This is a genomic window from Acinetobacter sp. AB03 (assembly GCF_058107045.1).
Genome location: NZ_JBUEBA010000082.1, coordinates 1 through 13,792 on the forward strand (window position 1 = coordinate 1; position 13,792 = coordinate 13,792).

16 protein-coding genes are annotated in these 13,792 nt (G+C 35.8%); 10 read left to right on the plus strand and 6 right to left on the minus strand.

All coding sequences use genetic code 11. From position 1 onward, the window contains the following. From ACY3FQ_RS18585 to ACY3FQ_RS18600, 4 genes are all read right to left on the minus strand, one after another. Nucleotides 1-1,391, minus strand: a 1,391-nt coding sequence (locus ACY3FQ_RS18585) for a zinc ribbon domain-containing protein (RefSeq protein WP_489774629.1), incomplete at its 3' end; no start/stop codon positions are given. Nucleotides 1,392-1,592: 201 nt separating this feature from the next. After that, nucleotides 1,593-1,922, minus strand: a complete 330-nt coding sequence (locus tag ACY3FQ_RS18590) for a hypothetical protein (protein ID WP_005006208.1) — start codon at nt 1,920-1,922, stop codon at nt 1,593-1,595. Between the two features lie 242 nt (nt 1,923-2,164). Further along, a complete protein-coding gene (locus tag ACY3FQ_RS18595; RefSeq protein WP_005006210.1) occupies nt 2,165-2,626 on the minus strand; it encodes an H-NS histone family protein in 462 nt (153 codons plus the stop codon). A 111-nt stretch (nt 2,627-2,737) separates the two neighbouring features. After that, nucleotides 2,738-3,256, minus strand: coding sequence for a DUF2726 domain-containing protein (locus ACY3FQ_RS18600; RefSeq protein ID WP_489774630.1), 519 nt, complete (start codon nt 3,254-3,256; stop codon nt 2,738-2,740). Between the two features lie 218 nt (nt 3,257-3,474). Between ACY3FQ_RS18600 and ACY3FQ_RS18605 the strand changes: the two genes are divergently transcribed. From ACY3FQ_RS18605 to ACY3FQ_RS18620, 4 genes are all read left to right on the plus strand, one after another. Further along, the gene (locus ACY3FQ_RS18605) at nt 3,475-4,164 is read left to right on the plus strand and encodes a hypothetical protein (protein ID WP_005006214.1); all 690 of its coding nucleotides are present in this window, start codon (nt 3,475-3,477) and stop codon (nt 4,162-4,164) included. A 198-nt stretch (nt 4,165-4,362) separates the two neighbouring features. Beyond that, entirely contained in the window at nt 4,363-4,671 is a 309-nt protein-coding gene (locus tag ACY3FQ_RS18610) for a hypothetical protein (RefSeq protein ID WP_000753507.1), read from the plus strand. 350 nt (nt 4,672-5,021) lie between these two features. After that, nucleotides 5,022-5,372, plus strand: a complete 351-nt coding sequence (locus tag ACY3FQ_RS18615) for a hypothetical protein (RefSeq protein WP_218646829.1) — start codon at nt 5,022-5,024, stop codon at nt 5,370-5,372. A 2-nt stretch (nt 5,373-5,374) separates the two neighbouring features. Then, a complete protein-coding gene (locus tag ACY3FQ_RS18620) occupies nt 5,375-6,211 on the plus strand; it encodes a nuclease-related domain-containing protein (RefSeq protein WP_068523835.1) in 837 nt (278 codons plus the stop codon). 101 nt (nt 6,212-6,312) lie between these two features. Here the strand turns inward: ACY3FQ_RS18620 and ACY3FQ_RS18625 are convergent, their stop codons facing one another. Next, nucleotides 6,313-7,350 carry a hypothetical protein gene (locus ACY3FQ_RS18625; protein WP_005006219.1) on the minus strand — a complete coding sequence of 346 codons (1,038 nt, stop codon included), beginning with the start codon at nt 7,348-7,350 and terminating at the stop codon, nt 6,313-6,315. 111 nt (nt 7,351-7,461) lie between these two features. On the opposite strand from ACY3FQ_RS18625, the gene ACY3FQ_RS18630 reads away from it, so the two are divergent. From ACY3FQ_RS18630 to ACY3FQ_RS18655, 6 genes are all read left to right on the plus strand, one after another. After that, on the plus strand, nt 7,462-9,378 hold the full coding sequence (locus tag ACY3FQ_RS18630; RefSeq protein WP_005006220.1) for a hypothetical protein: 1,917 nt from the start codon (nt 7,462-7,464) through the stop codon (nt 9,376-9,378). Between the two features lie 118 nt (nt 9,379-9,496). Continuing rightward, nucleotides 9,497-10,342, plus strand: coding sequence for a hypothetical protein (locus tag ACY3FQ_RS18635; RefSeq protein WP_005006221.1), 846 nt, complete (start codon nt 9,497-9,499; stop codon nt 10,340-10,342). Between the two features lie 113 nt (nt 10,343-10,455). Beyond that, complete coding sequence (locus ACY3FQ_RS18640) at nt 10,456-11,028, plus strand: hypothetical protein (RefSeq protein WP_046127922.1); 573 nt, start codon at nt 10,456-10,458, stop codon at nt 11,026-11,028. A gap of 8 nt (nt 11,029-11,036) precedes the next feature. After that, nucleotides 11,037-11,987, plus strand: coding sequence for a tyrosine-type recombinase/integrase (locus ACY3FQ_RS18645; RefSeq protein ID WP_227541429.1), 951 nt, complete (start codon nt 11,037-11,039; stop codon nt 11,985-11,987). A 272-nt stretch (nt 11,988-12,259) separates the two neighbouring features. After that, complete coding sequence (locus ACY3FQ_RS18650) at nt 12,260-12,427, plus strand: hypothetical protein (RefSeq protein ID WP_171488522.1); 168 nt, start codon at nt 12,260-12,262, stop codon at nt 12,425-12,427. Between the two features lie 20 nt (nt 12,428-12,447). Beyond that, nucleotides 12,448-13,110 carry a hypothetical protein gene (locus ACY3FQ_RS18655; protein WP_227553516.1) on the plus strand — a complete coding sequence of 221 codons (663 nt, stop codon included), beginning with the start codon at nt 12,448-12,450 and terminating at the stop codon, nt 13,108-13,110. Between the two features lie 75 nt (nt 13,111-13,185). Here the strand turns inward: ACY3FQ_RS18655 and ACY3FQ_RS18660 are convergent, their stop codons facing one another. Further along, nucleotides 13,186-13,614 (minus strand): hypothetical protein, encoded by a 429-nt coding sequence (locus tag ACY3FQ_RS18660; protein ID WP_005006263.1) that lies wholly within the window; start codon nt 13,612-13,614, stop codon nt 13,186-13,188. Nucleotides 13,615-13,792: the final 178 nt, after the last annotated feature.

The window sequence follows — 13,792 nt, forward strand, 5'->3', positions numbered from 1 at the left end:
ACATTGATGACTTCTTTTTGTGATTTCACGCTGTCGTCAAGGTAACGGCCAAAGTTCATTTGAGACAATTGATAGCTACCTTTAGCCTCAACCCATATTAGTTTTGATACAAAGTCAAAACGGCTCCATAGGTAATTACCGTGCTCAAAACAAAACTTCCCTAAGATCCACATCGATACACCAAAGAAACCATAAGTGAAGTCGCTAAAATCCAGATAGCTTCCGTTATATAGACCTTTGGCAAAAATAGTCATTAATACGACTGAAGCAATAAAACTTAACAATCCAAAACTATTGAGGATGGCTAACCAGCGATACTTTTCTTCTTTGAAGCATGAGCTCAATGTCATATCACGAAGGGTATTGATTGGCACTGGTTGAGTTTCTTCTAAGATCTCACCCTCAAAAGCACCGTTTTTACTGCGAGAGTTGATAACTGGCAACTGGCGTGAATAGATTCTGTTAGGAATAGCACTTTCCCAATTCTTTTGTAGATGGCGTTCAAGTTCATCAAACAATTGCATTGGTTGGCAATTCATACTCAAACTATCCTGAACGACTCCAGCACTGGCTTGTGGTGGCTGTTTTACCATTTGAGCAATCACGGCCAAGAAGAATATCGCAATCGCAATCAGCGCTGCAATTAACGTAAAAATTGCTTTATCCATGCTTGGCAACCAAATAGGTGCAACTGCATGTTGGGTAAGGATAGGAACCAATACAGGTCCAAGAATGGCGACTAAAACCAAACCAATGACTTTAGATAAACCAATTTCTTGTGCACCTGAGTTCGGATTAGCCATAGGACGCAATAAAACAATCAAAATAATGGCGTTGTAAACAATCCCAAGCCAAGCACCTGTATTGGGTGATGCACCCACATACGCGATTAGAGCACTCACTAAGGTAATCAGAAAAACAATCGCATTTTGAAATTGAGCTTCTGCAGCGTTACGGATGAATAATGGCGAAAAAATAAGATTAGGGAACAGTGAATATAGAATCCCGTTCACTGAGCCTTTTGGTTCTTCATAAATCAAAGCGCTTTGGCGTAGGATCTCTTTAATATCGGTTGCACCAGGATAAGCACCAGTTTCTTGAATGGATAACTCCTGTGCAAGTCCGGCTGGTTGATCACGACCAAAGTAGAACTTTAGGTTTGATAAGCCTGTGGTCAGCAGTAGAGCGCCATAACTGAACATTGCTAGACCAACTATAAGCGGTGGTAGTGCAACAAATACACCGTTACTGAATAGACCTTTTGCACTGAAAATTAAGCTTAGGCCAGCCAGCATAAAAACGATGGCACCGATCACTTTAAAAATGTTTTCTATTCGGTAGGGATTAGGGAATTCAAACCGCTTATCTTGCGAGTTATATTCATATGCCATTTTTAATACTCCTTAACGCATTTATCTAATTACGTTTTAACTGGTTAATTATAACTAAGTCGTGGGGTATAAAGTTTTTTTAGTTAAAATGAATCACTGTTTTAGTTAAGTTTTAATAAGGGAATTTAAAAAGTATTTTAAAGGCGCATTAAAAAAGGGGATAACGAATCCCCTTTAAAGATGTACCAAGCTTATGTGCTGTTATTTGTTTTGATCTGCTTGTTTTTGAGCATCTGCAGCTGCAGCGTTCAGCATAGAAGACATATCATTTTGCTCGTCCTCTTTTGGTGGATTTTGTTCTGCAGTTTTTTGATGTGCATCAAAATCGTGGCCCTCAACTTTTGAAGGTTTTTCATTATCGACATAAGCTTCACGCGCTGCTTGTAGGTCTGCAGATGGATCTACTTTGTCAATTTGTTCATCTGGTTGAATAGGTTTTGATTGAGATGTTGATTCTTCTTTTTTACTACAACCAACTAAAACCAAACCTACAGATAATAAGCCAGTTAATAATAGAGTTTTGAATGACATTTAATCGCCTCCAGCGAAACATAAGCAAAGGTATAGTCACATATACTTATAATGTATATACCAAAATTTAACTAAAACTAGTCCGTTGTATAACGTGACCTTTATAAAAACGGTTTAAGTATATACCAATTGCAAATTTTCTTGTTATCGGCTGAAAGCTAATAGAATAGGGTATCGCTTAACGACACTATATAATGGCAAAAAAAAACCACCTTTTACGGTGGTTTCACTAGTTTTAAAGATTAAATCTCTTTAAGGTCTAGATTTTGTTCGCAATAACTACGTACAGCTTCTTTATCTGAAGGATCAAAACCCTTTTCAATCATTTCTTCACGTAACCATTTAATTACTTGACCGCGACCAGCCCAACGTAAGCTGTTGTTTTCACGGTGAACCCATTCATGCGTAAGCTTACGTTTTTGACGTCTTACAGGCTCAACTTTTGTGGTATCAATGTGGTTGTTTTTTAGATATTCGCTAAGTGTATGGATGTCCACAACACCATCGGCAGTAATTTTTTCTGAAATGATTGCATTAATGGCACTAACAGCATCGTGAAAAGCTTTATTTTCTTTAACGACTAGTTGTTGTTGAAGTTCTTCAATATAATTCTGAAGTTCAACAGGTGACATTTGAGCAACATTTTCTGGTTTTGATACATTTAACATGTCATTAGTTCCAGTATTGCGAGTTAAGTTGTTCATGATTAAACCTTTAGAAATATATTTGAAAATTAATTCAAAATATCTCTTACGACAAAACCATTTTTACACATTTACATTATTAAAATCAATTAGAGTTAATCGTATTTATACCTAAATATACCTTGAAATGGTTTTTCTTATAACTTTTATGTCGGGAATTTCCTTAAACCTAATGACAGGAATGCCAGCACTCTTCAAAAGCTCGTCACGCCTTTTATCTTTATCCTGGGTATATTTATGATAATGCCCATCAAGCTCAATAGATAATATAGGATTGTAGTCTTCATCAACAATCAAATAGTCCACGTAAAGCCTAGAAAACTGATTTCGGGTACTTATGTTTTGCGTGGTCATAAAAGCACTCATGCTTACTTGCACCAAAATGTTGCGTGATGGAATGACCTGTTCTAGTGCATCAAGCATTATAATCTCGTCTTTTGTAAGGACTTTTTTAGATACAAGCTCCTGATTCTTTTGAGGCTTACGATAGCCTTTTTTTGAATTCTTTTTGGCTTTAGTTTTAGGTTTGCGAAATACGCCACATAAAGCAAAAATTAACTTATACACTATATAAAACAATAATGAATAAATTATAGACTTTAACAAAAAGGAATTTAAAATCGTTTCCATAAACCTAATACACAACAAATTTTAAAGGGTGCTTAAACTTCTTAAACATATTAGATAGTTTTAACGGTGATTGATACGAATTAACTAAAAATGTTTAAGGACTATTAGTGATGCAATGTTAAAAATAGTATAATCTTGTAAATACAGCTTAGAAGCAGTTTTAAAAGTAAAACTGGTTCTCACAAATAACACCGACTATTTCACTGGAAAAGTTTAAAATGGTATTTAATAAACGTACTTTAGCTTTACTGATTGGTACAATCTCGCTATCAGCACACCTCTATGCCAACAACACAACCGTTAAAGTCTCACAAACTCCAATTGTATCATCTTCACCAATTCCCTTAGTTAAAGCGAATGCAATTGAACAATACTATATCAATGTTAAACATCGCTTTAATGGTGCGGAATTTGAACAACCGCCTCGTAAAATTAAGAGCATTAAACTTAACTTGAATGTTATTAATAACGGGGAAGTGGTTTTAACGGCGCACGAAGCTGATAAATCCAAGCTGGAAGACTATTTACAGCAAAACCCTAAAAACTCGGAACTATTGGCCAGTTACGTTGCTCGTATGATCAATTACAACCACGGCTATACGGTTCCTGAAAACAAGGGTAAATACAGCAAGTATGCAAGTACGACTGTATATGAAGCTCTTCTTGATGAATTGAACTATAACTTCGCAACTACGCCAGTAGTATCAGTAGATAGCTATGCAAGCCAACAACAGCTTGAATCTGCTTATCTATACATCCTTTCTCGTTTAGATCCACAAGAAAAAGCGGTGTTTTGGCAATTTGTGAACACATACAAAGTAGGGGATAAGATTGAGATCCCTGAAGGTACTGTTATAGCAGATGTCTTGAACACTTATAAAATCCAATTGAATTTTAAAGCGCCTTAATCACTAAACAGGTAAGGAATATTTAGGAACAAACTATATTATTTTTTTAAAGTTATTTTTTACCTGTTCCTATATGTATTCGCCTTTTTATGTTTCCTCATGGTATTGGGTGTTTTATTCATTATTTTGGTGTGAGTTCTAATTAACTATGCGACATTCCAAACAACCATGCGATAAGGCTTGCTCAAGGGAATTTAGATGAAAAAAACAAATGTCCATATCTTCATTTGGAAATTTGTAATTGGATTATTCTTTTTTAGTTTTCTTATGACTTATGTTCACTCAAATGCTGAAATTACAAATTTATCAATGTTGTTTTATGGGTTTAAGGTAGGTCTGTGGTTTGCAACTATTGCTACCACTTTGATTTGTGTATTGCTCGGTTTAGCAAAGCTCTTAAACAATAAACCTGAGAAAAATGAGCTTATTTACTCATGGTTTTATACATCGACAAAATATACGCTAGTGTTTGTTTGCACATTAGCTGTTGCTATTTTTGTCGCATAGTTAAGTGTAATTTTTTGGTCTTATCGCAACATTGATTAGTAAATTTGTCGCACAGTTCTTTAGAATATTGAATGTATTTTATTGATATTTTATAAAACTGTCGCTTAGTAAATTGGAACTGACATTTGGGGGTCCATTACAGCATCAGCAATAGTTGGATCATGAAATTGCTCAAACCATAAATTTCGGAACTTGACTTTTAATCAACCAATATATTGCTCGAAAATTAGAAGCATTGGGTTGATGTGATTATTTCGAATTTGTTATTAGAAATTAATTGAAAGCAGTATTTTTTAAACTTTAGGTGGAATGAAAAGGTGATTTTTTCAAGTATATTCACTGGACTTTTTATGACGGTGGGTTTCACAGCGCTAATTTATAACTACGTGTTGATGGGTGGTAATTCTGGTTTGTTCTTTTTGGTTTGGGGTGGTGGTTTCTCTCTAGCAGGATTGTATTTCCATTACCACGGAACAATTGGGAAAATTGGGTGGCAGAGACAGCGCTTTGTTCGTAACACGCAAACACTTGAATGGTATAAGACTGAATACCCTCAATGTGTTGTGACTACAAATATCGTGAAATGTTGTTTTTGCGAAAGTACATCAATTCGCAGATATGCCTTAAAAAACAATACTTACAAAATTCGCAACTCTTGTGCTAAATGCGGTGAAGTTTTGTTTTATACGGATGAGGATTAATAATGACTATTCATGCGTATTATGGTGATGTTAGCCACCTGAAAAATGAACAAAAAATGTTTGAAGACTTATTAACCCAATTGAAGCTTCATTGGGGTAATAGTGAAGATTGGATTTATTTGTTCTATAACACAATGTGGTCAGGTCAGGAAATTGATGTTATTGCTTTCACCAAGGAAGCAATCGTTGTTATTGACCTAAAAAACTATTCAGGCAATCTGGTTGGGTCGGAAAATGGGGAATGGCAGATTAATGGTGAGCTTGAGGTTCAGGGTGGCTCTCAGATTAATCCATTTGTTCAGATTCGGAAGAACAGATTTGCTGTTTTAGAGTGGTTCAAAAGTGCTGAATTGTTTACCGACCAAAACTTAGGTTTTATTAGTGGTTGCATCATCCTGAATGAGTTATCTAGTACGCAAATGGATTTGTCTCATTCGGTAAGAAAGTGGTTTTATGTTACCGATATTGCCAATTCAGTGGATACTTTGTCTAGACTCCATACCAAGGGGATTAGTCTTGCTAGTGATGATATTGTATACCTAGTAAACAAGTTAAAACTTAAAGAATATTCTTGGGATCAGGGTGTTGCTCCTAGAGTTCGCAATCTTATTCAGTCAGAAGATCGTGATACTCCAAGTGATAATAGTCGTGATCAAAGTTCCGCTCCGATCAAATACACATTACATGATCAAATGGAAAAGAAATTCAAAGGTGTTTTAGCACCGTACCTATTTTTCTATGGAACGGTCATCATCTGTTTAGCTATTGCTTTTCATATTGCTAATGGTATGAAAGGTGAAGGGGTTGGGTACTTATTTAGTTTGATCTTTGGTCGCTAAAAATATCAGTTATTCAGGTTGGGATTCCGTAATTATTAAGCCTTTTCCTTTTTGCATTAAAAAAGCCTACATTGTAGGCTTTTAGCTTTTTTAGATCTGTATTACTGAATTAAGTCGTCAACGGCTTCACCAAGGTAGGTTGGATCGTATTGCTTATACAAATAGTTTTCCAGAATTGGTAAATCTGGTGCTAAAACCATTCGCGTAATTTTAGGACGATCTTCTTCAAGGTTAAGCTTCACATGTACGGCGAAGAAATCAATGTTGTTCGTGATGAAGTCATATTCTTTACGACCAGCACTTTTGAGTTGATCAACCATACGCGAAAAGAAGCGGTTATTCGTAATAGAGCAATTCAAGAACTCTAACGCATCTTTTTCAGTAACATTAATTTCAATAATGTTATTGAGGAAGGCTAGCTCTGGTTTAATTAAGTTGCCGTTACGGTCTGCAGTTAGACATTTTGTAGAAAAGGTACCAATACCAGCCATACGACCATCATATTTCACAAAACCGTGCTCTTCAGATGCAACTAAGTTTGACGCATGAACGTATAGAGTAGGGTGGTGCTTTGTATTCCACTCTAAATCAATAACGTCAGTTTCATTTTCTGCATAGAGAGTTTGTAAAAGGGATCTATTGAGGTTGGTATAGAGGACTTGATCAAGCTCTAATACTTTGCGGCGATATAGCTCAGCGAAGGCAATACCGTACTGAGATAAGATATTACATGTTGTATTGAAGCTATTGCAGTAAATCGCACGGTTATCGTTACCGCCGTCTCGATCCTCACTGACCACAATTACATGGTTCCCTAAAACACCATTGATTTTATAAACCACAATTGAGCCTAATGCGAAGTTTTGGGTAAGTAGTTCTTCACCCTCAAATCGTACTGCCGTGCAGTTTTTAATATTTTCTGCGCTTAAAGGATAATTACCCGGTGTGATGGACCACAATGTTGAGACTGGTACAAATAGAGGCTCAATAGAACTACTTAAGTCAACTCGACCAATCGTGATGATGCTTGTGCCGTTAAAACTATCGCCCTTGTGTTCTGCAACGGCTGATGTTCCGATCGTACCTGGTATTTGTGCGTTCTCTGAAGCGCTATTATTTGGTACAACTGATTCTGTCATGAAACAACTCACTAAAAGTTTTATCTTTGTTTAAAAATACCACATGATAAATAGTATTAAAACTTATACTACTATTATAAGATGATCTTTAAGATTCATAAAGGTATATTTATGCTAAACCATAAAACCCAAGTTTGTTTTTTTAATAACCTGATTGGACGTTTTTATAAAAACCATTTGATCATAGATGTTAAAACTTTAAACCTAGATTTTATTTTAGATGTTATTGAATTCCCGACATCAATTGAAGGTTTAAAAAAAGCACCTAAAGTATCAAAAATTAAAATACCTTTTACGCAACTTGCTCAGGATCTTCAGCCACAAAATTACCTAGATTTAGTCCAATCTGATGCCAAAAATCTGTATCTGCAGATTGGGCAAGAAAGACGTTATATTCACGGCGAACAAACTAATTTTTCATATGCTACATCGGTGTTTCAGCAGATCGGTGATGATGAAGTGCTCCAGCTTGAGGCTTTGAACTATGCACTGAAGCTCCAAAGCATTACTAATGGTATTCAGCAACATACAACAGCGATTGAGACATATATCGAGCTAAAGCCTTTACGATATGCGTTTAGCTTAGATACGTTCATAAGTGCAACTGCAGATCTAGATCAACCTTTCGATACTCGTGAAGCGCTTTCTGGCCATATCGTTAACCATTGGGAAAAATGGGTTAAAGCAAACAATATCACCAGTGAAAGTTCTTATGATGCGGTGCTAATAAATACCGATAAATTAATACTGGTTCGAGTCGGTATTCACTCATTCTCAGTGAAGATTACAGACCTTGAAGTGGCTGACGGCGTTATCTATGCTTCTCTTTGTGATTTAGAGCTCTTACAGGTGCTTCTACCAACGTTCTTTGATGGTATACCTTGCCGTATTACTGCATATGCCGATATGAACATTCAATATGCTGTATCGCAATATAAGACTTGGCTATCAAGTCAAAACCTGAAGAAGATCCAGTACGTTCGCAAACAAGGTATTGAGAAGTACTTGCGTAAAAAATTAGAAGATGAAAGTGACTTAATCGGTAACGCGCAACTTGCCAAAACCCTAATGAATACCAGTTATACAGAACAAACAGTCTCATTTTTTTCTGACGCTTGGGGATTATCGTACGCAAACCATTTTGAGAAGAAAATTCGTCATGCTTTTGATCTGGTCATTCAGGCTTTGGATCATGAAGGGATCTCATTAGAGCAGCTGCAGTTCATCAATAGCCTAACAAAAGGGGCAATTGAGAATGCTATTAACGAGATGCTGAACAAGACTGGTTCGCCGTTAAACGTGGTACCAACACTCACTCAAGAATTACTGTTAATTTGCGATGAATTCAATGCCAAAAAACTCAACATATCAAGTGAGCTCTTGGATGCAATCACTCAGTTTGCAGAACAATATGCAGTATCACCACTGTTGGCCATTAAGCGTGATAGCGCCGTGTATTTGCTGTATGAACCATTAGATGCCGATAATCAGTTAATTGATTATGAGTGGTTTTGTACTGCGGTATATACCAAAAATCAGTTTGTGCCTGAAGCCGATGAACAACATAAAACAAATGTAGCGGATCTTCTTAAATCGGTTGAAGTACTGCATGTATTCAAGCCGAATATCCTGTCGTGGACCAATGGCAAGGTATTTGAAACGCCAGAAGAAAAGAAAAATGCTTTTATGTTATGTCTCACACCTGAAGCATTTGAAAATCAAATAGAATTCTTACGCACTAAGAACGCAATACCAGGATATTTTAAAAACCTGATTACATCCTTAGGTGGTTTAAGTACAGTGGCCACGGAACAAGATAAATACGGTGTATTTTTGATTGAGTCGATCGCTAAAAATTCGACTGGTTTTGCATATCAAGGACAACTCTTTCCTATCGATCAAAATGCCCAAATTGACTTAGATCAATGCTCAAATTTAACGCTTAATTCTAAACTACTACCAAAAAACTACCTGACCTTTAAAAGACTAATGAGATTAAGCGATAGTTTAACGAATGGCGTTAAATAGGTTTAAGGAATATTATTATTTTTACTTTAAGTTTAAATAGTGGTTTTTTAAATGCACAAAAATAAAGTATTATACTTTCAAACATAAAACCCTTTTAAAGTTATACAGAGAATACTGAATGAAACTATTAAAAACTGCGATGGTGGGTATCCTTGGTACTGTAATAGCACATACTGCTTTTGCTTATGATGATGTACCAACCCCAAATCCAAACTTTAAAGAAGCTTACGTGGGGCTTTTAACGCCATCTAAAAACTTTAATGTTGTTGCTGGTGGCCTTACACCTGAAATCAGCGAATATAAACTGTCTGATAGCTATTTTGAGAACAATTCAAATCAACGATACAAAGCGACAGCTCACCTTTATCAACAGATGAATACTCGACAACGAGCGATGTATTTATTAGTTCAGCACACAGCTTACTTAAACGATATTTTCTACCCTCAACGTAACCCTTTAGTTAATCCAAACGTATCAGACGAACAATTGAATGTTGAACCAGCACTTAATAAACTGCAGTCCTTACGTACTGACAAAGATATTGTCGAAAATGTTGTAGATCGTGAAACTATGCTTCAGGTATTAAAAGCACATTACGATTATTATATGCGCGATCAATTTACAGTACGTTTTTACGGTAAAAACCAAAACACATTTACTTATGGAATTGATAACTATTCTGGTTTAAAAATACGTTCGGTGGAAGGAAACTTACGCATTGTTGATCGCAAAAGAGGTACATTGTTAGGTGACTCAATGGTTAAGTTAAACCACTGGATACCAGCTACCCGTACCAAAGAGCGCCGTACTATTGATATACCGTCTTCCATGCCAGAATGGAAAGACGTTGAAATTAAAGATCTTGCAATTAAATTCCAACCAACTGCAATAACAACCATGCAAGGTAAACGCATTGATATTAATAAAATCTATGCGTACAACACTGAAAAATTCAATTTCTAATGTATATAGCGGTCACTATCGACCGCTTTATTTTGTTCCTGGATAAATATTAACCGTAGCCTAAGCAAAAGTTATAAGTTGCTTTTCCCACTAATCAAATTAAGGTTAAAACTATGAAAAAAGCTCTCCTATCAATTGCCACTGTAATCATGGTCGGGGGATGCTCAGAAGTGCCGAATGATATGTCGCATATCGATGTTTTTTCTTCCGATCGCTACCTATCAACTGCACATCAATTTAATAAGCTTGTTGATGATACGTTTAAGTATCCTTATTCAAAAATACCGTTTTTTCTAGTGACGAAAGGGTGGAGTGTTAGTGGTCCAAAAGAGCCAGTATCGCAAATTGTATATAGTTGCTTAACTTCTAATGAGGTGGAATTGGTGACAAAAATCAAGCCATTCATGCCCGAAGTGACCTACATCAAAACACCTGAAAACCAGGTGAAAAATTGCATCATTAAACATTCAAATGACTCAATTAATGCTGATGCGCTGAATGACCTTAAAGCGTTCCCTTTATTCCAAAAATATGCAGACAATCCATTTTTACGTAAGACCGTGGATGCTGCGAAAGCAGATGGCAAAATCTCAGTAAAAGAATATATGGATATTGTGCAGATTGTCATAAAATTAAGTGGAGCTGACAAACAGGTTCAGCTAGAGAAAACTATTCAAGAGCTTTAGGTATTCATATGTCGGAAAATCTATCCATGCATAGCATGTCGAATGAGGAATTGATTCAAGAATGGCTTGATAGCCTGAAGCTTGAAAATAAGTCCGACATGACGATTAATGAATACAAAAAGAGCTTACTTTTGATGTTAGAAATGCCTTTTTTTAAAGGTAAACATCTATTGGAACTAGACCGCGATTACATCACATCATTTCGGTTGCATCGAATCGATGTTGATATTGTTTCTGCAAGAACACTCAACAAAAATTTATCAGCTTTAAAAAACTTCCTGAACTATTGTCTGCGTAAGGAATATATACCTGAAAACTTCTTTTCTGACATTCGGGTTAAGTTCAAAAACCAAAGCTTACCGCGCCCGATCGCCGTGAATACGTTGAATGAGATACTTGATAACAAGACGCCATTAAATCCGAAATACAATAATCAAAAGTTAAGAGATCTAGCAGCTGCAGAAATTGCTTATTCTGGCGGTTTACGTATCTCTGAATTACATGCCATCAAACTAAGTGATATCAACCTCAGTGCTATGCAACTAAAGGTATTGGGTAAAGGAAATAATGAACGGATTGTTTTTTTAGGAAAAAAATCACTAGAGGCTATTTCTACTTGGCTTTTAGTTCGTAATCGTTGGATTTCAAAAGCTGGAGTAGAAGACTGCGGATATTTATTCATTGCACCATCTGGCAAACATATTGCGAAAAACCATTTAGGTGCATGCATTACAGCTCTGTTAAAGGCGCATGGTTCTGGAAATATTGGTAGTACTCATGCTTTGAGACATAGTTTTGCATCGCACTTGTATAACAAAACAAAAAATATTCGCGCCGTTCAGGAAATGCTAGGTCATAAATCACTATCTTCGACACAAGTATATATTCTTGTAGATCACGAAACGTTGATTAGTTCTTATAAAGATGCACATCCACGCGCTAGAGCGAACCAAGATTAATAATTTATTCGCTTCTTGTACTTCTAAAGATATATCGTAAACGATCGAAATAATTAACTTTTGATGGTGCCCGTAATGGCTAAGACTTTTGAACAAGTAAAAAAAGAATTTTTCAATACAAGGGTCATCACAAACAATCGACTACCTAAGCGTGGTGAAAGCCACAAAATTGCTGTGAAACTTGGTTTAATAGACCAAAAACAATCAACATATGTGTGTTCGTATAATTAAGTTTGTATCAAATAATTAAGTTTAGATTTAATTATTTAAGTTTGGATATCAATGAAAAAATTGAAGAGTTTTCAGAGCTAAAAAACTATACTTCATTACATAAGGCATTAAGAATACTTGATGACGGCCACATGGCCCGTTTAGCAAAAAAATTAGAGGTTTCAGTCGATATGCTCAATGCGACATTGGCTGTGCTGAATAAAATATAAAAAACGGATTGAACCAACCCATGAATGCAAATGAGCTTTATGAAAAGTTACAGCAAATTGGTAAGCCACTGGTCCACGTAGAAAGCCTCGTATCTACAATGCAGTTGGAAATCCCTGTTGAAGAGATTGAAAAACACATTGAACTTTTCGGGGTTAATTTTTTACTGGTAGAAGTTGTTCGATATACCTTTGACGGTTTTCTATCTCCAGAGTACCAACACTATATAGACGAATTCATTGCAGAAAATGAACTGGATGAAGATGTCATTTTGAATATCAGAAATAAAACATCATCAGATATAGGCCTGGTTAATGTTGGCTTTAATCTAAATGGTTGCATCCTTGGCTTAACCCATACGGATGAATGGATGGAACATTTATTCCACTTGGTTAAGTTCATTACTGACAGTGAAAAACGCGAGAAAAGTAGGAACTTTTTGTCTGAACAAGACAAAATCAAGGAACAAAAAGTTTTAGAAAAACAAGCCAAAGAAAAAGAAAGGGAAGTGATGATTCAACAGGTAGAGGATCTCACCAATACCGATGATTTTAAATTATGCAAAACGAAGGGTGAAATATTGTTGTTTTGGGAAAAGAACATTCCTGACCTATACAAAACTCTATCCAGAACTTTTATGGAAACAATGTCTAAGAAATATATCTCTATATTGCGTGGCTCATGAAGTAATACGATATGAGGAAGAACAACGAGTAGTGCATAAATCAGTGTTCTTGAACAACGCAAACAACAATAAAAATTAGTACTCAGCATTCACCAAAGTTTTGTATTGAGAATATTTCGTCAAATTTACTGTGTCACGTACTTGGCCATATTGAATACTGCCTAGATCTGAGTAGGTAAGGTTTTTCTTTTGAGATACTGCAACCAATAATTCATAGTTATTTCTTTGATTGAGTTCAATTGCTGAAGCGATATTTTTGTCTTGGCTCACTTGAGAAATAATGCTTTGGATCTCCTTTCTATCTGAAGCAGATACATCCAATGTAGTTAAATAAAATCCGATCGATAGAAATATTGTGGCGGTTAAAGTGAATAGGGATGCACCAGTAAGATAAACGGCGCGTAGAGTTCTATACTTTGTATAAACCACAACTGAAGATATGCAGATTGCCAAACATAGCGCAAGAATAACGGCATGTTGGTCTAGATAATCTGAGAAAAGCATTGTAAAGCCTGAAGCACAAAAACATGTTATATCACTTAGCTACCAAGCCATTTGTAGTATTTGAGACTTATCGTATATATGAAATATAAATAGCAAACCTTTGGTATATACTGAATCGGTTTAAAGTGCTGAAACAATAGGCTTTAGAAATAAAATACTAGTCAAAATGTGAATAATC